The organism is Sinorhizobium prairiense, assembly GCF_029201645.2.
GTDB lineage: Bacteria > Pseudomonadota > Alphaproteobacteria > Rhizobiales > Rhizobiaceae > Sinorhizobium > Sinorhizobium meliloti_A.
In genome coordinates this window covers 1,268,641-1,290,229 of the sequence record NZ_CP104131.1, presented here as the reverse complement: position 1 = coordinate 1,290,229, position 21,589 = coordinate 1,268,641, and the positions used below count along the sequence as shown (strand labels likewise).

23 protein-coding genes and 2 pseudogenes are annotated in these 21,589 nt (G+C 63.2%); 19 read left to right on the top strand and 6 right to left on the bottom strand.

Going from position 1 to position 21,589, the window contains the following annotated elements; translation table 11 throughout:
* Nucleotides 1-35: 35 nt before the first annotated feature.
* From N0Q91_RS08770 to N0Q91_RS08760, 3 genes are read right to left on the bottom strand one after another with little or no spacing between them, the layout of a single operon-like run.
* Nucleotides 36-1,298: a vWA domain-containing protein gene (locus tag N0Q91_RS08770; RefSeq protein ID WP_275597866.1), complete on the bottom strand. Its 1,263-nt coding sequence runs from the start codon at nt 1,296-1,298 to the stop codon at nt 36-38.
* Nucleotides 1,299-1,303: 5 nt separating this feature from the next.
* Complete coding sequence (locus tag N0Q91_RS08765) at nt 1,304-2,233, bottom strand: AAA family ATPase (protein ID WP_100673160.1); 930 nt, start codon at nt 2,231-2,233, stop codon at nt 1,304-1,306.
* Nucleotides 2,234-2,257: 24 nt separating this feature from the next.
* Nucleotides 2,258-2,785 (bottom strand): flavin reductase family protein, encoded by a 528-nt coding sequence (locus N0Q91_RS08760; RefSeq protein ID WP_018095061.1) that lies wholly within the window; start codon nt 2,783-2,785, stop codon nt 2,258-2,260.
* Nucleotides 2,786-2,944: 159 nt separating this feature from the next.
* Here N0Q91_RS08760 and N0Q91_RS08755 point away from each other — a divergent pair, with 159 nt between their 5' ends.
* The 7 genes from N0Q91_RS08755 to N0Q91_RS08725 all read left to right on the top strand — a co-directional run bounded on the left by N0Q91_RS08755 (nt 2,945) and on the right by N0Q91_RS08725 (nt 8,898).
* The gene (locus tag N0Q91_RS08755) at nt 2,945-4,033 is read left to right on the top strand and encodes a branched-chain amino acid ABC transporter substrate-binding protein (protein WP_100673243.1); all 1,089 of its coding nucleotides are present in this window, start codon (nt 2,945-2,947) and stop codon (nt 4,031-4,033) included.
* Nucleotides 4,030-5,037, top strand: coding sequence for a P1 family peptidase (locus N0Q91_RS08750; protein ID WP_275597865.1), 1,008 nt, complete (start codon nt 4,030-4,032; stop codon nt 5,035-5,037). Before N0Q91_RS08755 ends, N0Q91_RS08750 begins: the two co-directional genes overlap by 4 nt.
* A 62-nt stretch (nt 5,038-5,099) precedes the next feature.
* Nucleotides 5,100-5,780 carry a ribulose-phosphate 3-epimerase gene (gene rpe, locus N0Q91_RS08745; protein WP_275597864.1) on the top strand — a complete coding sequence of 227 codons (681 nt, stop codon included), beginning with the start codon at nt 5,100-5,102 and terminating at the stop codon, nt 5,778-5,780.
* Nucleotides 5,777-6,514, top strand: coding sequence for a DUF2259 domain-containing protein (locus N0Q91_RS08740; protein ID WP_275597863.1), 738 nt, complete (start codon nt 5,777-5,779; stop codon nt 6,512-6,514). Before rpe ends, N0Q91_RS08740 begins: the two co-directional genes overlap by 4 nt.
* Nucleotides 6,514-7,071 carry a hypothetical protein gene (locus N0Q91_RS08735; RefSeq protein WP_275597862.1) on the top strand — a complete coding sequence of 186 codons (558 nt, stop codon included), beginning with the start codon at nt 6,514-6,516 and terminating at the stop codon, nt 7,069-7,071. Before N0Q91_RS08740 ends, N0Q91_RS08735 begins: the two co-directional genes overlap by 1 nt.
* A 63-nt stretch (nt 7,072-7,134) precedes the next feature.
* Nucleotides 7,135-8,442 (top strand): adenylosuccinate lyase, encoded by a 1,308-nt coding sequence (purB, locus tag N0Q91_RS08730; RefSeq protein ID WP_018095067.1) that lies wholly within the window; start codon nt 7,135-7,137, stop codon nt 8,440-8,442.
* Nucleotides 8,443-8,592: 150 nt separating this feature from the next.
* Nucleotides 8,593-8,898 (top strand): PilZ domain-containing protein, encoded by a 306-nt coding sequence (locus N0Q91_RS08725; RefSeq protein ID WP_100673155.1) that lies wholly within the window; start codon nt 8,593-8,595, stop codon nt 8,896-8,898.
* A 63-nt stretch (nt 8,899-8,961) separates the two neighbouring features.
* On the opposite strand, the gene N0Q91_RS08720 is transcribed toward N0Q91_RS08725, so the two are convergent.
* Nucleotides 8,962-9,771 carry a DUF2189 domain-containing protein gene (locus tag N0Q91_RS08720; protein WP_100673154.1) on the bottom strand — a complete coding sequence of 270 codons (810 nt, stop codon included), beginning with the start codon at nt 9,769-9,771 and terminating at the stop codon, nt 8,962-8,964.
* A 164-nt stretch (nt 9,772-9,935) separates the two neighbouring features.
* Between N0Q91_RS08720 and N0Q91_RS08715 the strand changes: the two genes are divergently transcribed.
* The gene (locus tag N0Q91_RS08715; RefSeq protein ID WP_100673153.1) at nt 9,936-10,490 is read left to right on the top strand and encodes an RBBP9/YdeN family alpha/beta hydrolase; all 555 of its coding nucleotides are present in this window, start codon (nt 9,936-9,938) and stop codon (nt 10,488-10,490) included.
* A gap of 26 nt (nt 10,491-10,516) precedes the next feature.
* On the opposite strand, the gene N0Q91_RS08710 is transcribed toward N0Q91_RS08715, so the two are convergent.
* A complete protein-coding gene (locus N0Q91_RS08710) occupies nt 10,517-11,755 on the bottom strand; it encodes a LysR substrate-binding domain-containing protein (RefSeq protein WP_275597861.1) in 1,239 nt (412 codons plus the stop codon).
* Between the two features lie 112 nt (nt 11,756-11,867).
* Between N0Q91_RS08710 and N0Q91_RS08705 the strand changes: the two genes are divergently transcribed.
* The 7 genes and pseudogenes from N0Q91_RS08705 (at nt 11,868) to N0Q91_RS08675 (ending at nt 18,317) form a co-directional block, all read left to right on the top strand.
* Nucleotides 11,868-12,602, top strand: coding sequence for a PIG-L deacetylase family protein (locus tag N0Q91_RS08705; protein WP_275597860.1), 735 nt, complete (start codon nt 11,868-11,870; stop codon nt 12,600-12,602).
* Nucleotides 12,599-13,273 carry a 4-carboxy-4-hydroxy-2-oxoadipate aldolase/oxaloacetate decarboxylase gene (locus N0Q91_RS08700; RefSeq protein WP_275597859.1) on the top strand — a complete coding sequence of 225 codons (675 nt, stop codon included), beginning with the start codon at nt 12,599-12,601 and terminating at the stop codon, nt 13,271-13,273. Before N0Q91_RS08705 ends, N0Q91_RS08700 begins: the two co-directional genes overlap by 4 nt.
* A 41-nt stretch (nt 13,274-13,314) precedes the next feature.
* Entirely contained in the window at nt 13,315-14,199 is an 885-nt protein-coding gene (locus tag N0Q91_RS08695) for an NAD(P)-dependent oxidoreductase (protein ID WP_275597858.1), read from the top strand.
* A gap of 1 nt (nt 14,200) precedes the next feature.
* Complete coding sequence (locus N0Q91_RS08690; protein ID WP_100673149.1) at nt 14,201-15,718, top strand: tripartite tricarboxylate transporter permease; 1,518 nt, start codon at nt 14,201-14,203, stop codon at nt 15,716-15,718.
* Nucleotides 15,719-15,742: 24 nt separating this feature from the next.
* A pseudogene (locus N0Q91_RS08685) lies at nt 15,743-16,731 on the top strand (tripartite tricarboxylate transporter substrate binding protein).
* Nucleotides 16,728-17,234, top strand: a complete 507-nt coding sequence (locus N0Q91_RS08680; protein WP_127710039.1) for a tripartite tricarboxylate transporter TctB family protein — start codon at nt 16,728-16,730, stop codon at nt 17,232-17,234. The pseudogene N0Q91_RS08685 and the gene N0Q91_RS08680 overlap by 4 nt, the downstream one beginning before the upstream one ends.
* 23 nt (nt 17,235-17,257) lie before the next feature.
* Nucleotides 17,258-18,317 (top strand): annotated as a pseudogene (locus N0Q91_RS08675) (4-oxalomesaconate tautomerase).
* Between the two features lie 65 nt (nt 18,318-18,382).
* On the opposite strand, the gene N0Q91_RS08670 reads toward N0Q91_RS08675, so the two are convergent.
* Entirely contained in the window at nt 18,383-18,697 is a 315-nt protein-coding gene (locus N0Q91_RS08670; RefSeq protein WP_018095079.1) for a DUF1476 domain-containing protein, read from the bottom strand.
* Nucleotides 18,698-18,926: 229 nt separating this feature from the next.
* Here N0Q91_RS08670 and purC point away from each other — a divergent pair, with 229 nt between their 5' ends.
* The 4 genes from purC (at nt 18,927) to N0Q91_RS08650 (ending at nt 21,218) form a co-directional block, all read left to right on the top strand.
* Nucleotides 18,927-19,691, top strand: a complete 765-nt coding sequence (purC, locus tag N0Q91_RS08665; protein WP_003531407.1) for a phosphoribosylaminoimidazolesuccinocarboxamide synthase — start codon at nt 18,927-18,929, stop codon at nt 19,689-19,691.
* A gap of 18 nt (nt 19,692-19,709) precedes the next feature.
* A complete protein-coding gene (purS, locus tag N0Q91_RS08660) occupies nt 19,710-19,952 on the top strand; it encodes a phosphoribosylformylglycinamidine synthase subunit PurS (RefSeq protein ID WP_003531405.1) in 243 nt (80 codons plus the stop codon).
* A gap of 81 nt (nt 19,953-20,033) precedes the next feature.
* Nucleotides 20,034-20,705: a phosphoribosylformylglycinamidine synthase subunit PurQ gene (gene purQ / locus N0Q91_RS08655; RefSeq protein ID WP_275597855.1), complete on the top strand. Its 672-nt coding sequence runs from the start codon at nt 20,034-20,036 to the stop codon at nt 20,703-20,705.
* A 105-nt stretch (nt 20,706-20,810) separates the two neighbouring features.
* A complete protein-coding gene (locus N0Q91_RS08650) occupies nt 20,811-21,218 on the top strand; it encodes a hypothetical protein (protein WP_018095082.1) in 408 nt (135 codons plus the stop codon).
* The last annotated feature ends 371 nt before the right edge of the window (nt 21,219-21,589 follow it).

Genomic DNA, 21,589 nt, shown 5'->3' with positions numbered 1-21,589 from the left:
ACTCAGGCGATGATCCTGCATCGGATCAAGTCACATCACTGTGACGCATTCGCCGGCGCGCGGTCAACGGCCGGCCGTCCATGGTTCAGGAAGCGCCGCGGATCGGCATCGCGCGCTCCGCGCCCGGACAGCGATTTCACCAGATCGGCGACGGATTCGAGGTTGTGGATCGGGCGGAACTCGTCGACATGCGGAAGCATGGCCCTGACACCTCGGGCGCGCGCCTCGAAACCGTCGAAACGCAGCAACGGATTGACCCAGACGAGACGGCGGCAGGAGCGATGCAGGCGATCGATCTCGATCTCCAGTTCGGCCGTATCGTCGCGCTCGAGCCCATCGGTCATCAAGAGGACAACGGCCCCCTGCCCGAGCACCCGGCGCGACCAACGGCGGTTGAACTCGTGAAGCGTCTCTCCGATACGCGTGCCGCCCGACCAGTCCTTGACTGCCGCGATGCAGTCGTCCAGCGCCTCGTCGGGGTCGCGGTTGCGCATCTGCCTCGTGACATTCGTCAACCGCGTCCCGAAAAGGAAAGTATGGACACGATGGCGCTGTTCGGTCAGGGCGTGCAGAAAATGCAGGAATATCCGGGTATACTTGCTCATCGATCCGGAAATGTCCGCAAGCACGACCAATGGCGGATGGACGAGCCGCGGCTCGCGAAAGCGCGGCAGGATGAAGTCCCCGCCGAACCGCATGGCATCTCGCATGGTGGAGCGCGGATCGATCCGCACCGGGCGGTGGGAGCGTCGATAGCGGCGCGTGCGTACCCGGTCGAGCGGCAGCAGGACTGCGGACAATGCCTTTCTTGCCTCCGCGATCTCCGCGGCCGTCATCTGGCCGAAATCCGCCTTGCGGAAGAGTTCGCGCCCCGAGACCGTGTAGCGTGCGTCGACCTCCACCTCCGGCGCTTCGCTTGGCTGTTGCGCGCCGTCCCGGCCGGCAAGAAGCGCATCACGGACGCGTTCTTCGCCGGCGCGCCGACGCCGATCCTCCCCGGAGCGGGGCATGGCAATGGGCGACATGAGCGCGATCATCTTGTTCACCAGATCCGGCGAGCGCCAGAACAGCCGGAACGCCTCGTCGAATACGGCCTGATCTTCATGCCGCTTGACGAAGGTGCATTGGAGCGCTGCATAGAATTCGCCGCGGGAGCCGATGCCGATCAGCTTCACGGCACCGATCGCGTCGGCGATGGCGGCCGGACCGATCCGCAGTCCCGCCCGCCTGAGGGCACGGGCGAAGAAGACGATATTATCGGCGAGCCTTCCGTCATTCGCATGGGCTCCGGCGGTCATCCTGCTCAGCCCTGCGCCAGCAATTCGGCCTTTACCTCGGCAAGCAGGCGGCGGCCTTCGGCACCTTCGATCCGGGCTATGTCGTCCTGATATTTGAGAAGCGTCCCGAGCGTATCGGCCACCGTCTCGGGATCGAGAGCCAGCGCGTCGAGCTCCGTAAGTGCCGTGGCCCAGTCGATCGTTTCCGCGACGCCGGGGTTCTTGAAGAGGTCGAGCGCCCTCAACCTCTGAACATAGGCAACGATCTCGCGCGAAAGCGCCGCGTTGCAGCCCGGGACCTTGCGGCGGATGATCTCCAGTTCCTGCGCCGCCCTGGGGTAGTCGACCCAGTGATAGAGACAGCGCCTCTTCAAGGCGTCGTGGATTTCGCGCGTCCGGTTGGTGGTGATGATGACGATCGGCGGCTCGTCGGCCCTGATCGTCCCGAGCTCGGGGATCGTGACCTGGAAATCGGAAAGCACCTCCAGGAGAAAGGCCTCGAAAGCTTCGTCGGTGCGGTCGAGCTCGTCGATCAGGAACACCGGCGCCCGCCCGGCCGTCGTCGATATCGCCTGCAGCACCGGCCGTCTTATGAGGAACCGCTCGGAAAAGATGTCCCTTTCCACTCTCTGGCGGTCGACGGTGCCCGCCGCTTCCGACAGGCGGATTTCCAGCATTTGGGCGGGATAGTTCCATTCGTAGACGGCCGAGGCGACGTCCAGTCCCTCGTAGCACTGAAGCCGGATAAGGGGTCGGTCGAGGGCGCGCGCCAGCACCTTGGCGATCTCGGTCTTGCCGACGCCGGCCTCGCCTTCGAGGAATAGCGGGCGCTTCATCCTGAGGGCCAGGAAGAGAACGGTCGCAAGCGCGGTTCCGGCGAGATAATCCTGCGCCTCCAGCATCGCCCTCGTCTCGTCGATGGACTGAGGCAGCTTTCCTGTCACCTGTCTCGCCATGCTTCCTCCCGCGTGGACGAAAACCTATAGCGTGTGATATCCGCGGTCCACATAAATGAGCGGTGGCTGCTTCGGGCCGAGCTGCACATCCACGACCTCGCCGATAAGGATGAGATGTGTGGCCACTTCCTTGACTTCGATCAGGCGGCAGTCGAAGGCAGCGATCGCCTCGACGAGGATGGGTGCACCGGTCGTGCGCTGCGTCCACCGGCCGAGGGCAAAACGTCGTTCCATGTCGAGCTGGTCGCGGCCAGAAAAGGCGTGAGCCAGGGCGTGATGCTGGGAGCCGAGCAGGTTCAGCGCGAAACTGCCGCCACGCGAAAAGATGTCGTTGCGCCGGTTGGCTGCGTTGAGGCAAGCGAGCACTGTCGGCGGATCGTCCGATACCGAACAGGACGCGGTGATCGTGACGCCACGCCGCTCCTTGCCATCGGCCGCCGTGATCAGCTGCACATGCGACGACATGCGGCTCATCGCATCACGGTAGGTTATCGGGTCCAGCCGGGTCTTCTCCAACACATCTCGCTCCGGAACGATATCTCGCACATACATAGACTCTCGCGGAAAATATGAAACCCGGCGATGCGAGAATCTTGCGGATCAGCGGCGCTTGCAATCGATGCGGCGACAAAGCCTCGTTATACCTCGATCTTTTCCTTTGACGGGCGCGCCCACATCCTTAAAACATGGCGGTCGATAGCGGGAAATGACATGCCTAGATCAATCGCCACCAGCCTCTTTGTCGCTGCACTTGCGCTGACCGGTCCTGCTTTCGCCGCCGGCGTTAAGGTCGCGGTCGTGGCTCCCGAGGAAGGGCCTTTCGCCTCCCTCGGCAGGCAGATTTCTGCCGGGGCAGCATTCCAGGCCGGCGACCGCGGAAGCCAGGTGATCCCGATCAACGAAACCTGCGATCCTGCCGGCGGCGAGGCCCTGACGAAGGCCCTGCTCGCAAGCGGCGCTGAAGCGGCGATCGGCTTTCTGTGCACCGAGAGCCTTGAGGCCGCGCTCCCGGCCCTGGCCGAAGCCGGCATTCCAGCGATCACCGTCAGCGTCCGTTCCGACATCCTCATGGAGGACGCACTCAAGAAGGAGTGGCCGTTCTATCGCCTGGCGCCGGGCGGCAACGCTGAAGCGGCGGCGATCACCGATGCCATCGTCGCGAACTGGAAAGGCAGGCCGCTCGCTCTGATCGACGACGGGACGATCCACAGCCGCGAGCTTGTCGAAAGCGTGCGCAACGGGTTGGCCGAGATCGGCATAACGCCGGTTTTCACCGACACCTACCGCCCCTCGCAGGAGCAGCAGGTGAGCCTCGTGCGGCGACTGGCGAAGAGCGGTGCAACGCATGTCTTCACCGGAGGCGATCGCAACGATACGGCGGTGATTGCGCGTGACGCGAAAGCGGAAAACGTCCCGATAACCCTTTTTGGCGGCGACACGCTGAACGCTGCCGATCTCGACGTGCCGCTCGAGAACGGCGTCCTTGCCATGACGATACCCGACCCCGCACGATCGTCGGAGGCTGCGGCGGTGGCAAAGGCCATGCGCGCCGCCGAGATCGAGCCCGAGGGATATGTTCTGCCCGCCTTTGCCGCAGTGTCGCTCCTCGAGCAGGCAAAGGACCAGGCGGCAAAAGACGGCAGCTCGCTTGCCGATGCCCTGACGAAAGGACCCTATCCGACGGTGCTCGGGCCGATCGGGTTCAACAATGCGCACGAGCTTGCCGAAACCCCTTACAGGCTGATGCGATGGCAGGACGGGCGTTTCGTCGATGCAACCGTTACGGACAATATGGAATGATGCGGAAAGGGGCCAGAAATCTCATCACGGACGTGCCAGGATTGCTGGTCGGCAATGCTGAGGATGTCAGGCTGAAATCCGGGGTTACGGCCGTGCTTTGCGATCCGCCGGCGACGGCCGCCGTTCAGGTTCTCGGTGGCGCTCCCGGTACGCGCGAGACCGAGCTGCTTGCGCCCCACAATACGGTCCAGGTGGTCGACGCGATCGTGCTCTCCGGTGGCTCGGCCTTCGGCCTCGATGCCGCCTCGGGCGTTCAGGCGGCGCTGAGCGAGATGGGGCGCGGTTTCGCCGTCGGCCCGCATCGTGTGCCGATCGTGCCCGCGGCGATCCTCTTCGATCTGGCAAATGGCGGCGACAAGGATTGGGGACGCTACGCTCCCTATCGCGATCTCGGCTACGAAGCGGCGCGAGCGGTATCGGCGGACTTCGGCACCGGCAGCACCGGCGCAGGCACGGGCGCGCTTACGGCGACCTTCAAGGGCGGTCTCGGCTCCGCGTCGACGGTGCTGGCCAATGGGATCACTGTCGGCGCCCTCGTGGCCGTGAATGCCGTCGGCTCCGCGACCGTCGGCGACACACCTCATTTCTGGGCTGCACCCTTCGAGATGGACGACGAGTTCGGCGGGCTGGGCCAGCCCACGCCCTGGCCGCAGGACGCCGCTACCCCGCGCTTCAAATTTCGGGAGCGGCTAGCGCCGGGGACGAACACGACCATCGCAGTCATAGCCACGGATGCGCTGCTCACCAAGGCGGAGGCCAAGCGTCTGGCGATTGCGGCCCATGACGGCTTTTCGCGTGCCCTGTGGCCGTCTCATACGCCCCTGGACGGCGATCTGGTCTTCGCGCTGTCGACGGGCACGAGCGGAAAGACGCCACTGCTTCAGGATTTCATCGATCTCAGCGCCGCGGCAGCCGCCACGATGGCCCGTGCGATCGCGCGCGGCGTCTACGATGCACGAGATGCCGGAGACGATCTGATACCTGCCTGGTCCTCACGCTCCTGATCTTCGCGCCGGTTGTTCGGGAGGCCCGAGAATGCTATGGCGCGGGAAAGAGCCGGAGCCCGATGATGACCCACCCAATTCGCATTGCCCCGTCGATCCTGGCGGCCGACTTCTCCAAACTCGGCCAGGAGGTTCGCGACGTCGCCGAGGCCGGCGCAGACTGGATCCATCTCGATGTCATGGATGGACATTTCGTACCGAACATTACCTTCGGGCCCGACGTCATCAAGTCGCTGCGCCCGCACACCCGGGCCACCTTCGACTGCCACCTGATGATCGCGCCGGCCGATCCCTTCCTCGAAGCCTTCGCGAAGGCCGGTTGCGACATCATAACCGTCCATGCCGAAGCAGGCCCGCATTTGCACCGCTCACTGCAGACTGTGAAGTCGCTCGGAAAGAAAGCCGGCGTCTCCATCAATCCGGCGACGCCGGAAAGCGCCATCGAATATGTCCTCGACACCGTCGATCTCGTTCTCGTGATGACGGTCAATCCTGGCTTCGGCGGCCAGAAGTTCATCGGCGCGACGGAGGAGAAGATCCGGCGGATCAAGGCAATGATCGGCAGTCGCCCGATCGAGATCGAGGTGGATGGCGGTATCGCGCCGGATACGGCCGGCGTCGCAGCGAAAGCGGGCGCCAATGTGCTGGTCGCCGGCTCCGCCATCTTCAAGGGCGATTCCGTCGATGCGTATCGAAGCGCCATCGAATTGCTCCGCACACAGGCGGAGAAGGCACGCGGATGAAGGCGCGCGCAGCAACTGCCGGCATCATGGTGGCGATGCTTGCCGCGTCCGGTGCCGCGGCCGGTGACTATGCCGCCTTCCAACCGATCGGCTTTTCATCGGATGGCGATGTCTTCGCCTTTGAGGAATACGGTATCCAGGACGGCTCCGGCTTTCCCTATTCGACGATCTACGTTCTCGACACCAATACCGACGCCTTCCTGCCAGGCGCGCCCGTGCGCGCCGTTGCGGAAGAGGACGGAGCCGATCTGCACACGGCGCGCGGTGAAGCCCACAGGCGCTCTGCGCCGCTCATCGATGCCTATCGTCTCCACCACACGCCGGGAGTGCTCGCCGCCTATAATCCTGTGACCGAGCTCGATGCAGAGCCGCGCACACTGACCTATTCCTCATTTCCCGCCGACGCATCGTTCCGCAAGGTTTATACGCTCAAGCTCGAAGAGAAGGTCTTCGAACCGGAAGGGATTTGCGAGGGCTTTCTGAAAGAGGTCAAAGGCTTCCGTCTGACGATGACCGAGAAGGCCGGAAAACCCGCAGCGGAAATACTCGAAGACGATCAGCGGATCCCACTGAGCCGGCGTTGCCCGACGAGCTACCGCATCGGCGGCGTCGTGACCCATGTCAAGGCCGATGGCTCCGAGGTCCATGCAGTGATGATCCTGGTCGAGTTGCTCGGCTTCGAGGGCACCACCGACGGCCGCTGGATCGCGGTACCGGTGCGGATTCCCGGTTGATGGAGGGGAAGGCCGCGGTCCGGGCAAAGGTGCTCGTCGCAGCCCCGGACCGGCCGAAGCGCTTCCGTCTCGCGCATTCGCTTCCGAGCCTGCGGGAAGCGATCCTGGGCGCGCTCTGCTGGGGCTTCGCGATGGCGCTCTCGGCGTGGCTTGCACTTTGGTGGCGGGAAAATGACGCCACCTTCCACCTGAAAAGCATCCTCGCGCTTTACGCATGGGGCGGCCTCATCGCATGGCCGCTCTCGCTATTTGCCGCCCGTTGCCTGTCGCAGAACCGACCGGTCGAGACACGCTTTTCGGCCTTTTTCCTGTGTCTCACCGCCGGCACGATCGGAACGACGGCATTCCTGTTCGCGCTCGACTACCGCGCTTTCTATGCGCAGTGGCATGCGACGACCGGCACTCCCACCTGGATGTTCCAGTTCGCGTTCACGTCGCTGGCCGCCTTCTACCAGTTTCTGGTCCTCGGCGTTCGCCTTTATCTGCCGCTCGGTGCCGTCGCGCTCGTGGCAACGAGTTTGCTGCTCGCGCGATCGGACGCGCGGCAACGGCGTTGAGCTTCACCGCCATCTTTGATAGAGGCACAGCCATCCTCCACTCTCGACGAAAGCTTGAAGCCCATGATCTCCCGTTACTCCCGGCCGGAAATGGTGGCCATCTGGTCGCCGGAAACCAAGTTCCGCATCTGGTTCGAGATCGAGGCGCATGCCTGCGACGCCTTGGCCGAAATCGGCGTAATCCCCAAGGAAGCTGCAAAGACCATATGGGAAAAGGGCGGCGCGGCAACCTTCGACGTCGCCCGCATCGATGAGATCGAAGCCGTCACCAAGCACGATGTCATCGCCTTCCTCACCCATCTTGCGGAATTCGTCGGCCCCGACAGCCGCTTCATCCATCAGGGCATGACCTCTTCCGACGTGCTGGACACCTGCTTCAACGTTCAGCTCGTTCGCGCGACCGATCTCCTGCTCGCCGATCTCGACAAGCTGCTCGAGGCGCTGAAACGGCGTGCCTTCGAGCACAAGGACACGGTGACCATCGGCCGTTCGCACGGCATTCACGCCGAGCCGACGACCTTCGGCGTCAAGCTCGCGCTTGCCTATGCGGAGTTCGACCGCTGCAAGCAGCGCCTTCTCGCTGCACGCGAAGAGATCGCGACCTGCGCCATTTCCGGAGCGGTCGGCACCTTCGCCAATATCGATCCCCGCGTCGAGGAACATGTGGCAGAAGCACTCGGCCTCAAGGCTGAACCCGTCTCGACTCAGGTGATCCCGCGCGATCGCCACGCGATGTATTTCGCAACGCTCGGCGTCGTCGCCTCCTCCATCGAGCGTCTTGCAACCGAGATCCGGCATTTGCAGCGCACCGAGGTTCTGGAGGCGGAGGAATATTTCTCGCCGGGCCAGAAGGGCTCTTCCGCCATGCCTCACAAGCGCAATCCGGTGCTCACGGAGAACCTGACGGGACTCTCCCGCATGGTCCGCGCCTTCGTCGTTCCGGCCATGGAAAACGTCGCCCTGTGGCACGAACGCGATATCTCGCATTCGTCGGTCGAGCGCATGATCGGTCCGGATGCGACGGTCACGCTCGATTTCGCGCTAGCCCGGCTGACCGGCGTCATCGACAAGCTTCTCGTCTACCCGGACAATATGTTGAAGAATATGAACAAGTTCCGCGGACTTGTTCACTCGCAGCGTGTTCTTCTCGCCCTCACCCAGGCCGGTGTTTCGCGCGAGGATGCCTACCGGCTCGTACAGCGCAATGCCATGAAGGTCTGGGAACAGGGCAAGGACTTCCTCGAAGAACTGCTCGCTGACACGGAAGTCCGTGCAGCTCTTTCCGAAGAGGACATCCGGGAGAAATTCGACCTCGGCTATCATACCAAGCACGTCGACACGATCTTCCGGCGGGTTTTCGGTTCCGTCTAGGTAGAACGGAAACCGCTGATCCCGGAATGGCGCACGTTTTCCATGGCCCGCATTTGACGTCCTTCGTTCAAATGCGGGCGAAGTCTTTAGCGGTCCTTTAGGTGCTCCATGTGAAGCTTGCAGCTGTCGCAATCAGGTTTCGAGAAAACCATGGTTTACAAGGACAGCCTTCAGCGCGCCTCTTCGCGCGAAAAGACGAAGATAACCGGGACCGTCACTTGCAAGACAGGTTCGACCAACGGGATTGTGGTCGATCTTTCCGACGAAGGCATCTGCTTCAGGCTGTTCTTCGATATCGGCGCGCGGACCGGTCAGGAAGTGACGATCCGGAGCGAGGAGCTCGGCTTTCTCTCCGGCATGGTGCGCTGGGTCCGCGGCGACAGGATCGGCATCAAGCTGAACCTGTCCTCGAACACGGCAGCCCAGATCTCATCCTATTACAAGTTCTTTCGCTGATCAGTGGCGATCCGAGCGGGATGTTGAGGCGGTCGCTCCCAACTCCCCGCTCGAGCGGGAGACCTATCGCGCCGGACCGGCCGGTTCCACCAGCTTGCGGTAGAGATGCCACGTCGCGTGGCCGAAGATCGGCATGATGACGGCAAGGCCGACGAAGACCGGGATGGAGCCGATCACCAGTCCGGCGGCGATGATCAAGCCCCATAGGGCCACCGGCACCGGATTGGCGAGCGTCGCTCTGACCGATGTTTCCATCGCCGTCAGCGCACCGACGTCGCGATCGAGGAGCAGCGGGAAGGTGACGACGCTTATCGACAGCACGACGACGGCAAAGACGAAGCCGACAAGATTGCCGACCAGGATCAGGTTCCACCCCTGCTCGGTGGTGGTCACACTGGTCCAGAACTCCGAGATCGAAGCCGGAGGCGTCGAACCGAAGATGGTTAGATAAAGACCCTGGGCGACCAGCAGCCAGACGACGAAGATGACGAAGAGGACAGCGGCAACCGCGAGGATCGAGGGAATTGCCGGATGGCGATGCAGCCGCATTGCGTGCGGCCACCGCGCGTCCATGCCGAGTTCGCGACGCCTGCTGACCTCGTAGAGGGCGATGGCGGCAACAGGCCCGATGAGGGCAAAGCCGGAAGCGAGCGGATAGAGCAGCGGCAACATGTTCGCTCCCGCACTCCACGTCATCAGCACGACGCCGGCGATTGGATATATGAGGCACAGAAAAACATAATGCGACGGCTTTTCCCGGAAGTCATCCAGCCCGAGACGCAACGCGTCGAACACATCCGCAATGCCAATCTTTCGTATGCCGGGATGCGCGACGGTCGGATCTGCCCCCGACAGAACATGGAAGGTTGTCATGGCTCACACTCCTCAACGAACCAGAGCAGCCACGGACCCGCGACAGTGGTGTTAAAAGATGGGCCGCTGTCGAACCGCGACTGTGAGTGTGATTATACAGAAAATGCCGCCTCTGTCGCCTCCGCCTTGACTTCGGCCTTTTTCGACTTCAAATCGCGACGATCATGAAGGTTTCCGAAACACATATCCTCATCGTTCCCGGCTACACCAACTCGGGCCCGAACCATTGGCAGACCCGATGGGAGCGTAAACTGTCGACCGCGCGCCGCGTCGAGCAGGCAGAATGGTCGAAGCCGGTGCGGGAGGATTGGGTGGCGCGCATGATCGAGGAGGTCAATGCCGCAGAGAAGCCGGTCGTCATTGTCGCGCATTCGCTCGGCGTTGCCACGGCGATCCACGCACTGCCTCACTGCACGCGGCAGATTGCCGGCGCATTCCTGGTTGCGCCGCCGGACGTCGCCAACCCGAATATCCGGCCGAAGCACCTGATGACCTTCGGCCCCTATCCGCGCGATCCCCTGCCCTTCCCGTCGATCATGGTGGCCAGCCGCAACGATTCCTTCGGCTCCTACGAGCACGCCGGCGACATCGCCAACGCCTGGGGATCGCTGCTCGTCGATGCCGGCGACGCCGGCCACATCAATACGGAGTCCGGCCACGGCCCCTGGCCGGAAGGTTCGATGGTCTTCGCCCAGTTCCTGAGCCGCCTGCGGGCGTAGGACACGTCAGCGTTGGACGCCGCAACTCACGCCTGGCGGAGACCCGCTGCCGCCACACGCAGGTATTCGAGAAAGGTCTTCTGAAGCCTGCTCGGCAACCAGTTCTCCCGAACGGTGACACCGATCGTGCGCGTCCGGAGCCGGCTGCGCACCTCATCGGCGACCGGAATGCAGCCAAGGAGATTTTCTCTTTCCTCGATGGCGATCTGGCGGCGAGAGAGCATCGACAGCCGGTCGCTTTCCAGAATGATGGCACGCGTGAGAACGAGCGAGCTCGTCTCGATACTCGCCCTTGGCGCGTCCCCGAAACCAGCAAAAAGCGCATCGAAGGCGGCGCGTATAGGCGTGCCGGGACGCTGGGCGACCCATTGCTGGGCGGCGAGCTGGTCAAGCGATGCACCCTTTCCGCTGCTGTTGAGAAGCGGGTGCCCGGATCGTCCGACCACCGCGTAGGGGTCGTCGAAAAGGGGCTCCGCCCGCAACCCATCGAGGTCGCTGCCCGAGCGCAGCGCTCCGATCAGAATGTCGCTCGCGCCGGTGCGCAACTGCTGCGACAGAGCCTCGTAGGAGCCATCCATGACTTCCACCCGGGCATTCGGGTGCTCCGCCATAAGGGGGTTGACGGCGCGCGCAATCAACAGGGTGCGCGCAAGCGGAAGACTTGCAATCTTGATCCGCCCCTCCATGCGCCCTTCGATTTCGCGGATTTCATCCAGCGCCTGCTCCAGTTCGGTGAGGGCCACCTGCCAGCGCATCGCGAGGCGGCGGCCTAGTGTATTCGGCGCAACGCCGGCCGGGCTGCGCATGAGGATGGTCCTGCCGATATTGGTCTGCAGGTCATGCAATGCCCGGTGCAGCGCCGCCGGCGAGCCGCCGCCGCTGCGCGCCGCCTCGGTGATGGAACCGTTGCCGGAAAGGGCGATCAGCGCCTCGATCTGCCGAAAGGTTATTCGCGCGATACATTTGGCGACCAGCGTCGGATCGCGCTGCGAACTCATGCCGAAGAGCTCGGCCAGCGCCAATGCGATCTGGTTCTCCATGCGGCGTATCCGCGTCAAGAGAACCTCGCCGGCCGCCGTCGGCTGACTGCCGGCAGCATAGCGCGACAGGAGTTTCGCGCCGAAGCGGCGCTCGATCCCCGCGAGCGCCACAGAGACGGCGGGTTGTGAAATGTGCAGCTCGGCGGCCGCGCGGTTGAGGCTGCACGTCTCGCAGACCTGCATGAAGACCCGCAGATGCCGGATGTTGATATCCATTGCGATCATCTGTGCTCCAGAGACAGATTCGAAAAAAACTATAGCTCGGCTCGGCTTTCGTATTAGCACCCGGGCCCTGTCGGATGCCAGTGTCCACTCCGAAGAATGAAGGAGCATGGATATGCATCAAAAGACCGGACTCGTCGTCAGCGCTCATTCGGCCGACTTCGTCTGGAGGGCTGGCGGCGCGATCGCGGCCCACGCAAGACAGGGTTATGCAGTCACAGTCGTTTGCCTGTCCTTCGGCGAGCGCGGCGAGTTGGCGAAGCTCTGGAAGAAGTCGGGAATGACTCTCGAGGCCGTGAAGGCGGACCGTCGGCGCGAGGCGGAAAACGCCGCGAAGGCGCTCGGCGTTCGCGATATCCTGTTCTACGATCTCGGCGACTACCCCATGCAGGTGACGCCGGAAGCCTTCGATCGGCTGGTGGACCTCTACCGCGAAATACGCCCGGAGTTCATGCTGACGCACTCGCGGCAGGACCCTTATAACTTCGATCACCCGATGGCGACCGACTTTGCGCAGCATGCGCGTGTGATAGCCCAGGCGCATGGGCACAAGCCCGGCACGTCCGTACTCGGCGCCCCGCCTGTCTATCTCTTCGAGCCGCACCAGCCGGAACAATGCAATTGGAAGCCAAACTTGCTGCTCGACATCACCGATGTCTGGGAGAAGAAACTGGCGGCGATCAAGTGCATGGAGGGACAAGAGCATCTCTGGGAATATTATACCCGTGTCGCCCTCCAGCGAGGCGTCCAGGCCTCGCGCAATTCCGACTACAAGATCACCTATGGAGAGGCCTACGAGGCCGTCTTTCCGCATGTCACCGGTACACTCGGACATGGAGCGCTGGCATGAGCGTCGTTCACCGGAATATCGAGCGGACCGGTCAGAGCCTTGTCGATGCCCTGGCGGAGTGCGGCGTCGCGACGGTCCACGAGGCGATGGGCCGCATCGGCCTGATGCAGTCCTATATGCGCCCCATCTGGCGCGGGGCGCGCGTGGCGGGTACGGCGGTGACGGTCTCGATACCGCCTGCCGACAACTGGATGATCCATGTGGCGGTCGAGCAGTGCCGCGAAGGCGACATTCTCGTGGTCGCACCGACCTCGCTGTGCGACGCCGGCTATTTCGGCGAATTGCTTGCAACCTCCCTTATGGTGCGTGGCGTGCGCGGTCTGATCATCGAGGCCGGGGTCCGGGACGTCAGCGAATTGGAGGAAATCGGCTTTCCCGTCTGGTCACGGTTCGTCTCGGCACAGGGAACGGTGAAGGCGACGCTTGGTTCGGTCAACGTGCCGATCGTCTGTGCAGGCGCCACCGTGACCCCCGGCGATGTCGTCATCGCCGACGACGACGGGGTCATGGTCGTGCCGAAAGCGCAGGCAGAACAAGCCGTCGCGGCCTCGCGCGCGAGGCTTGAGAAGGAGCGCAAGACGCGTGAGCGGCTGGCTGCCGGCGAACTGGGACTGGACATCTACGACATGCGCGGCGCACTCGCAGCCAAAGGACTGAAATACATCGATTGAAGCGGGAGATGGCGCAGGAGCCATTTCCACAGGGAGGACGAATGACCACGATTGCATTCATCGGCTTCGGCGAGGCTGCGCAGTCCATCGCCGGTGGGCTTGGCGGCCGGAACGCCGCGCGGCTCGCCGCTTACGATTTGCGCTTCAACGACCCGGCTGCTTCCGACGCCCTGCGGGCACGAGCGGCCGAACTCGGTGTCGAACCGCTCGACGACGTGGCCGGCATTGCTTCCGCGGATGTCGTCCTGTCGCTCGTCGTCGGTGCCGCGACGAAGGCCGTCGCCGCCTCGGCGGCGCCGCATCTTTCCGGCGAGGCGGTCTTCATCGACCTCAACTCCGTCGGGCCGGACACCAAGGCCCTCGCAGCCGGCGCGATCGCTACCGGGAAGGGCAGCTTCGTGGAAGGCGCCGTCATGGCGCGCGTGCCACCCTATGCCGAGAAGGTTCCGATCCTCGTCGCGGGCAAGCGTGCCGTCGAGGTGGCGGGGCGCCTGAACGCGCTCGGCATGAACCTCGAAGCGGTCGGCGATACCCCGGGCCAGGCTTCGTCGCTGAAGATGATCCGTTCGGTGATGATCAAAGGTGTCGAGGCCCTGCTGATCGAAGCTCTGTCCTCGGCGGAGCGGGCCGGCGTTACCGAGCGCATTCTTGATTCGGTCCAGGAGACCTTTCCCGGCCTCGACTGGCGGAATGTGGCCGACTATTACCTGTCCCGAACCTTCGAGCACGGCGCCCGTCGCGTGACAGAGATGACCGAAGCAGCCGAGACGATCGAATCGCTCGGACTGAACGCCCCCATGTCGCGCGCTGCCTGCGAGACGATCGCTGCCGCTCATGCGGCGATGAAGGATCAGGGGCTCTCCGTAAATGACGGCTATCGCGGTTTCGTGCCGGTGCTCGCACGCCGCCTGGCGAAGGACAGTTGAGATGGACGGTATCTTACAGTCGCTCGGCGTCATCTTCAGCCTTTCCGGCGTTGCCGTACTCGTCACCGGGGCCCTGCTCGGGATCGTCATCGGCGCCCTGCCCGGGCTTGGTCCGTCGATCGGATTGAGCCTGCTCATCCCGTTCACCTACAATCTCGGCCCCGAGCTCAGCATGCTGCTGATGATCTCGCTCTATACCTCAGCCGAATATGGCGGCTCTATCAGCGCGATCCTCCTGTCGACCCCGGGCACGGCCGCCGCTGCGGCGACCGCGATCGACGGCTATTCCATGGCTCGACAGGGCAAGGCGAATGAGGCGATCTCGATTTCGCTGACTGCCTCCACCGTCGGCGGGGTTCTCGGCGGGCTTGCGCTGCTGCTGCTGGCCATGCCGCTCGCCTCGCTGGCGTTGAAGTTCGGACCGGCCGGGTACTTCGCCGTCGGCGTGTTCGGCCTGAGCTCGGTCGCGGCACTGTCCGGTGGTTCGCTGGTGAAGGGTCTTGCCTGTGCCGCCTTCGGTCTTGCGCTGGCGACGGTGGGCATAGATCCGATCGCCGGCACGCCGCGCTTCACCTTCGGACTTTTCCAGCTCTATGAGGGCGTACCGTTTCTGGCGGCACTCATCGGCCTCTTCGCCGTGTCGGAAGCGCTCGCGATGGTCGAGAGCCGCGTGGTGTCTGCGCCGTCCATCAAGGACAAGGTCGGCCACGTGTTCATGTCAGCGGCCCTGTGGAAGGAAACCTGGCGCTCCATGCTCTCCGGTTCGGTCATCGGCACCCTGCTCGGAATTCTTCCCGGTGTCGGCGGCAACATCGCCTGCTGGGTCGCCCGCGATTATGCCCGCGCCCGCGACCGTCATCCCGAAGAGTTCGGCAATGGCTCCGCAAACGGCATCGCGGCACCTGAAGCCGCCAACAACGCCACGGTCGGCGGCGCACTCGTGCCCCTCCTTGCGCTCGGTGTCCCCGGTTCCCCGACGACCGCGATCATGGTCGGCGCACTCATTATGCACGGACTGCATCCCGGTCCGCAGCTCTTCAACGAAGCGCCGTCGCTGGTCTATGCGATCCTTTTCGGGACAATCATCGCGTCGCTGGTGCAATATGCCGCGGGCTCTCTTTTCCTGCCGCTCATGGCCCGGGTGATGCGGCTGCCCGACGCCGTGATCGCCGTCGGCATCATGGCCTTTGCCGTTCTCGGCGCCTTCGCCATCCGCAACCTGATGTTCGACGTCTACCTGATGCTCGGCTTCGGAGTCGTCGGCTATCTCATGAAGAAGCTCCGCTTCCCGGTCGCCCCCGTCATTCTGGCTATGGTACTCGGCTATCTGGTGGAGTCGAACTATCGTACCGCGCTCGTGTCCTCGCAAGGCGACTACACGATCTTCGTCACCGATCCGATCAGCCTGATCTTCCTCATCCTGAGCCTCGTCAGCCTGCTGACGCCGCTTTGGCGACGGATCCAGGCGCGCCGCGCCAGTGCGCGGACCGAAGAAACGGCGGACTGCACTGTCCGTTGAAAGCATCCAACTGGAGGAGAAGACATGAGTATTACAAGAAGAACGTTCGGCGCGCGCATGGCAGGCGCGGCTGTGGGGCTGGCCCTCGTCCTGTCGGGATTTGCAGCACCGGCGAACTCCCTCGCCGCGGAATTTCCGGAAAAGCCGGTGACGCTGGTGGTTTGGGCGGGTGCCGGGGAGCGCTCGACACTTACGGCCGCAAGCTCGCCGAGCTCCTGGAAAAGGAGGCAGGGTGGACGGTGAAAGTGGACAACAGGCCGGGCGGCAGCGGCGCCGTCGGCGTCTCGCAGATCATGACGCAGCCGGCCGACGGCTACAACATCCTCGTCCTCACCGGGACACTGACCTTCGGCATCGCCCAAGGCCTCATTCCCTTCGAACTCGAGGATTTCCGCCTGCTTCGGGCCATGCAGTCGGAGCCGTCTTCGCTTGCAGTGCTTTCCGACAGCCAATTCAAGACCGTCGACGATTTCATCGGATACATGAAGGACAATCCGAACGGCCTGAAAGTCGGCGGCCATGCGCCCGGAGGCTTTCATCAGTACATGCTGTACCAGCTCATGAAGAAGGGCGGCTTCGAAAGCGGCTGGATCCCGCATGACGCGTCGGGCAAGGTGACGCTCGGCCTCCTCGGCAAGCACCTCGATGCTGCCATGATGACGCCATCGACCGGCCTTGCGCAGGTCAAAAGCGGCGAAATCAAGCTGCTTGGCGTTTCGACCGACGAGCGTAGCGCATTCCTGCCCGACGTACCGACGTTCAAAGAGCAGGGCTACGACATCGAGGGGGCGGTCTGGCGCGGTATCGCGGTAAAGGCGGGAACACCCGACGACGCCGTCGGCGCCATCCAGGCTGCAGTGGACAAAGTGACTGCATCCGAGGACTGGAAGAAGTTCCAGACCGAGCAGTTCCAGGATAGCCCCGACTGGAAGGAAGAGGATTTCACCAAACGGGCGCAGAGCGATCTCACCAACCAGCTCGAATTTCTCAAGGCCAACGGATACGTCGAATGAGCGGTCACGCATCGGGTGCTCCGGAACATGATCTCTCCGCCGGGCACGGCGGGGAGGCACCTCACGGGCACTATTGGCAAAACCTCGTCGCGGCTCTTGTGTGCATCGGCTGGAATGCGGGCTTCCTGCTGTTGAGCCTCGGGCTGCCGGCTGGACATTCACGAGGCGATGTCGGGCCGGGTTCGCTGCCCATTCAGGTTGCTGTCTTCGGTACGGCGGTGTCGGCTGTCTATCTCGTTCAGGTCCTAAGGGGCGTCGATCTCGGCGGAACGCACGGCAGGGTCGACATTGCGCGCGTCAGCGGCCTGATGGCCCTCTTCGTCGCCGTGTGTCTCGGCGCGAACTGGATCGGGCTGGCCCTTTGCCTCGGAATCGGCGCGGGCGTGGCGACGCTGCTCTTTCCGGGCGAGAAGCCGCTCGTCCGAGCCGCAGCAACCGGGGCCGGCTTCTGGGCGATCGCCTATCTGGTATTCGGCAAGCTGCTCGCGCTTCCTCTTCCTTGAAACGACCTGACAGGAGTGAACACATGACGCCAGACGGCATTGCGTGCATGATGATGAGAGGCGGCACGTCGAAAGGCGCCTATTTTCTCGCGGACGATCTTCCGACCGACGCTGGGGAGCGCAACCGGCTCCTGCTGCGCATCATGGGGTCGCCCGACCAGCGTCAGATCGACGGCATTGGAGGGGCCGATCCGCTGACAAGCAAAGTGGCCGTAGTCCGCGCCTCGGCTCGGCCCGGTTTCGACGTAGATTTTCTCTTTCTCCAGGTCTTCGTCGATCAGGCACTGGTAAGCGACAGCCAGAATTGCGGCAATATCCTTGCCGGTGTCGGCGCTTTTGCCGTCGAGCGCGGGCTGGTCGAAGCCGCGGAAGGCGAAACCGCCATCCGCATCTACATGGAGAACACGTCCCAGTCTGCTGTCGCGCGCATCCGCACCGCGAAAGGCCGACCCGTCTATACGGGCGACGCGTCGATCGACGGGGTGCCGACTTCCGCCGCACCCGTCTATCTGACCTTCACGGACGCCGCCGGCTCAAGCTGCGGCGCATTGCTGCCCACCGGCTCGGCCGCAAACGAGATCGAGGGTGTTGCCTGCACGCTGATCGACAACGGAATGCCGGTCGTGGTCATGCGGGCGGCGGATTTCGGCCTGACGGGATATGAGAGCCGCGAAGAGCTCGAGGCGAACGAGTTCTGTCAAGGCGCATATCGAGCGCATCCGCCTCGCCGCAGGACCGCTGATGAATTTAGGTGACGTCACGAAAAAGTCGGTCCCCAAGATGACCTTGGTCGCCCTTCCGGTGAATGGCGGCGCCATCATGACCCGCAGCCTCATTCCCCACCGCGTGCATGCTTCGATCGGCGTCTTTGGCGCGCTCAGCGTGGCCACGGCGTGCCTGCTGCCAAACAGTCCCGCAGCGTCCCTCGCCACCTTGCCGGAGGGCGAGGAAAAAACCCTGGCCGTCGAGCACCCGACCGGCCGCATGGAAATCCTGCTTCGGCTCGACGACGCCGGCAGCGTGGAGGAATGCTCGTTTCTACGAACCGCGCGAAAACTCTTCGATGGTCGCGTCTTCGCATGACAGCGGGGGCGCCGCTCAAAGAAACGCCGCCCGGTCTCTGCCGGGCGGCGGCATGCAGGTGTCGTTTAGTTTTTCTGTAGCTGTGCAACCGCTTCCGAGAGCAATTCAATCATGCGGACGCGAATGTCGTCCTCGGATATGGCAACGCCAGCCGCGTCGAAATCGGCCTTGATCTTGCGCACGACGTCCTCGTGCCCGGCCTCTTCGAAATCCGCGGCGACGATCTCGCTCGCATAGGCTTCCGGGTCGGACTTGGCGAGAAGACCGGCGGCCCAAAGGCCAAGCAGTTTGTTGCGGCGCGCGGTGGCCTTGAACCTCAATTCCTCGTCCAACGCGAACTTCGCCTCGAAAGCCTTCTCGCGATCCTGCATCGTCGTCATCAATCGATCTCCCTGAAAAATATGCTGCCCGAAGCACCATCGCCATAAACCAAAAGGCTCTCGAAAGTGCAATGCGCCTTTTCGCCTTCGGCGACTTTCATGATAGCCTAATCTAATCCGGGGATGGAAAGACACGCCGATTGTTAATTGTCTTCTTTTCGGATATGGACCCGCTGAGAAAATTCCCAATGCGCCTCCCAAGAGCGCCAACAACCACAGAGACAGATCCATGAATCGTCGCCGCCGTATCTACGAGGGCAAGGCCAAGATCCTTTACGAGGGTCCGGAACCGGGCACGCTGATCCAGTTCTTCAAGGACGACGCCACCGCCTTCAACAAGAAGAAACATGACGTCATCGACGGCAAGGGCGTACTCAACAACCGCATTTCCGAGTACATCTTCACGCATCTGAACAAGATCGGCATCCCGACCCATTTCATCCGCCGCCTCAACATGCGCGAGCAGTTGATCAAGGAAGTGGAGATCATCCCGCTGGAGATCGTGGTGCGCAATGTTGCCGCCGGCTCTCTCGCCAAGCGCCTCGGTATCGAGGAAGGCACTGTCCTGCCGCGCTCGATCATCGAATTCTATTACAAGGCCGACGCCCTCGACGACCCGATGGTCTCCGAGGAGCACATCACGGCTTTCGGCTGGGCGAGCCCGCAGGAACTCGACGACATCATGGCGCTCGCCATCCGCATCAACGATTTCCTTTCCGGCCTCTTCCTCGGCGTCGGCATCCAGCTGGTCGACTTCAAGGTCGAATGCGGCCGCCTCTATGAGGGCGACATGATGCGCATCGTCCTGGCCGACGAGATCTCCCCCGACAGCTGCCGTCTCTGGGACATAGAGACGAAGGAAAAGATGGACAAGGACCGGTTCCGCCGCGATATGGGCGGACTTGTCGAAGCCTATCAGGAAGTGGCCCGCCGCCTCGGCATCATCAATGAAAACGAACCGCCGCGCGGTTCGGGTCCGGTGCTGGTCAAGTAATCTCGGGGATAAACAAAAGTGATCAAGGCACGCGTAACCGTGACGCTGAAGAACGGTGTTCTCGACCCGCAGGGCAAGGCTATCGAAGGCGCTCTCGGCGCTCTCGGCTTTGACGGCATCGGCCAGGTGCGACAGGGCAAGGTCTTCGATCTGCAGCTCGAAACCGCCGACAAGGCCAAGGCTGAAGCCGACCTCAAGGCCATGTGCGAAAAGCTGCTCGCCAACACCGTTATCGAAAACTACAGCATCTCCCTCGCCTGACGGCGGGGGCGGCCATTGCACTGCGTTGAAACAGCCCCGGAAATCCTTATATGCCGGGGGCAAAGGCAAGATAGGTACGTCATGAAGTCCGCCGTCGTTCAGCTTCCTGGTCTCAATCGCGACCGCGACATGATCGCAGCGCTGACGAAGATTTCCGGCAAGGCGCCTGTCACCGTCTGGCAGACCGAGACCGAAATCCCGGATGTGGATCTGATCGTCATTCCCGGCGGCTTTTCCTATGGGGACTATCTGCGCTGCGGCGCGATCGCTGCACGCATGCCGGTGATGCAGGCGATCAAGGCCAAGGCGGAGCAAGGCGTGCGCGTCCTCGGCGTCTGCAACGGTTTCCAGATCCTCGTCGAAGCGGGCCTCCTGCCCGGCGCGCTGATGCGCAACGCCTCGCTGAAGTTCGTCTGCCGCGAGGTGAAGCTGGAAGTCGTCAACGCCGACACCGCTTTCACCCGCGCCTACGCCAAGGGTCAGGTAATCCGCAGCCCTGTCGCCCACCATGACGGCAACTATTTCGCCGATGCGGAAACGTTGAAGGCAATCGAAGGCAGCGGCCAGGTCGTGTTCCGCTATGCCGAAGGCACCAATCCGAACGGCTCCGTCAACGACATCGCCGGCGTCCTGAACGCGAAGGGCAATGTGCTCGGCATGATGCCGCATCCGGAAAATCTGATCGAGTTCGCCCATGGCGGCGCGGACGGCCGAGGACTCTTCGCCTCGGCGCTGGACGTAATTGCTGCTTAAGTTTTGTCATGTAGCACTACGGGCGGAAAATCGCTTCGTACTTATGAAATTGCTCCGGTCGCCGCTGGAAGGCGGCATTCGCCACCAGTTCCCGTGAGACCTCCTATGTCATCCATTGTTAACGGACGTTCCCTTGCGCTCGCCTGCGTTGCCGCCAGCCTGACGCTTGTCGCCGGTTGCCAGTCGGGGCGTCCCGCAGCACCGGCCGCGAGTTCCGCCGCGCTGCCGACCATGGAACGCATCGCTCTCGGCGCGAATGGCTGTTGGTTCAAGTCGGGCGATGCGGCGTTCAAAGCCTATCGCCTCGCCCCCGAACTCAACTCCTTCTCCGGACGCCCGCGCATCCTGATTGTCCCGCGCAAATCACCGGAATCGCGCCCGCTTGCCGTGGTCGAGGCCGAGGGTCAACCAGCCCGCCTGCAGGCGTTCGGCCCGCTGATGAGCGAGCCCGTAGGGACGCGCATCGCCGCGGACGTGCGCCGTTGGGCCGCCGGCGGCAAAGGCTGCAGCTGATCCGACCATCTTCGGCAACGCGCCCTTCCGCGAGGCGATGCTCTCGCGGAGGAGTCCGGCCAATCCATGGGCTGGAAAGGCTCCTCCGCGCCGCAGACGCGGCGCTGCTGGATCCCTGTGACGAGCACAGGGATGAGGATGGAAGGGGTGCGGTCCCTCGAAGCACTTCCCATAGGCCGTGCGGATAGGGGAGCGAAGGTTGCCGTAACACCCGTGCCCGCCTCCCTCGTATCTGCATGTTAGAAATTTCGTGCGATGCCGCACATCCCCGGACCCTCATTCCTGTGCTTGTCACAGGAATCCAGCCAGACCAAGTCCTTGGGCTGGAAGAACTCTTCCGCGCCGCAGACGCGGCGCGGCTCTCATCCCTG

Bases quoted from the DNA above. Each gene is read 5' to 3' on its own strand.
- purQ (WP_275597855.1), top strand. From the start codon at position 20,034: ATGAAGTCCGCCGTCGTTCAGCTTCCTGGTCTCAATCGCGACCGCGAC.
- N0Q91_RS08770 (WP_275597866.1), bottom strand. From the start codon at position 1,298: ATGACCGCCGGAGCCCATGCGAATGACGGAAGGCTCGCCGATAATATC.
- N0Q91_RS08765 (WP_100673160.1), bottom strand. From the start codon at position 2,233: ATGGCGAGACAGGTGACAGGAAAGCTGCCTCAGTCCATCGACGAGACG.
- N0Q91_RS08690 (WP_100673149.1), top strand. From the start codon at position 14,201: ATGGACGGTATCTTACAGTCGCTCGGCGTCATCTTCAGCCTTTCCGGC.
- N0Q91_RS08725 (WP_100673155.1), top strand. From the start codon at position 8,593: ATGGTTTACAAGGACAGCCTTCAGCGCGCCTCTTCGCGCGAAAAGACG.
- N0Q91_RS08670 (WP_018095079.1), bottom strand. From the start codon at position 18,697: ATGACGACGATGCAGGATCGCGAGAAGGCTTTCGAGGCGAAGTTCGCG.
- purB (WP_018095067.1), top strand. From the start codon at position 7,135: ATGATCTCCCGTTACTCCCGGCCGGAAATGGTGGCCATCTGGTCGCCG.
- N0Q91_RS08755 (WP_100673243.1), top strand. From the start codon at position 2,945: ATGCCTAGATCAATCGCCACCAGCCTCTTTGTCGCTGCACTTGCGCTG.
- purC (WP_003531407.1), top strand. From the start codon at position 18,927: ATGAATCGTCGCCGCCGTATCTACGAGGGCAAGGCCAAGATCCTTTAC.
- N0Q91_RS08715 (WP_100673153.1), top strand. From the start codon at position 9,936: ATGAAGGTTTCCGAAACACATATCCTCATCGTTCCCGGCTACACCAAC.
- N0Q91_RS08750 (WP_275597865.1), top strand. From the start codon at position 4,030: ATGATGCGGAAAGGGGCCAGAAATCTCATCACGGACGTGCCAGGATTG.
- N0Q91_RS08650 (WP_018095082.1), top strand. From the start codon at position 20,811: ATGTCATCCATTGTTAACGGACGTTCCCTTGCGCTCGCCTGCGTTGCC.
- N0Q91_RS08735 (WP_275597862.1), top strand. From the start codon at position 6,514: ATGGAGGGGAAGGCCGCGGTCCGGGCAAAGGTGCTCGTCGCAGCCCCG.
- N0Q91_RS08680 (WP_127710039.1), top strand. From the start codon at position 16,728: ATGAGCGGTCACGCATCGGGTGCTCCGGAACATGATCTCTCCGCCGGG.
- N0Q91_RS08760 (WP_018095061.1), bottom strand. From the start codon at position 2,785: ATGTATGTGCGAGATATCGTTCCGGAGCGAGATGTGTTGGAGAAGACC.
- N0Q91_RS08700 (WP_275597859.1), top strand. From the start codon at position 12,599: ATGAGCGTCGTTCACCGGAATATCGAGCGGACCGGTCAGAGCCTTGTC.
- N0Q91_RS08695 (WP_275597858.1), top strand. From the start codon at position 13,315: ATGACCACGATTGCATTCATCGGCTTCGGCGAGGCTGCGCAGTCCATC.
- N0Q91_RS08705 (WP_275597860.1), top strand. From the start codon at position 11,868: ATGCATCAAAAGACCGGACTCGTCGTCAGCGCTCATTCGGCCGACTTC.
- N0Q91_RS08710 (WP_275597861.1), bottom strand. From the start codon at position 11,755: ATGATCGCAATGGATATCAACATCCGGCATCTGCGGGTCTTCATGCAG.
- N0Q91_RS08720 (WP_100673154.1), bottom strand. From the start codon at position 9,771: ATGACAACCTTCCATGTTCTGTCGGGGGCAGATCCGACCGTCGCGCAT.
- N0Q91_RS08740 (WP_275597863.1), top strand. From the start codon at position 5,777: ATGAAGGCGCGCGCAGCAACTGCCGGCATCATGGTGGCGATGCTTGCC.
- rpe (WP_275597864.1), top strand. From the start codon at position 5,100: ATGATGACCCACCCAATTCGCATTGCCCCGTCGATCCTGGCGGCCGAC.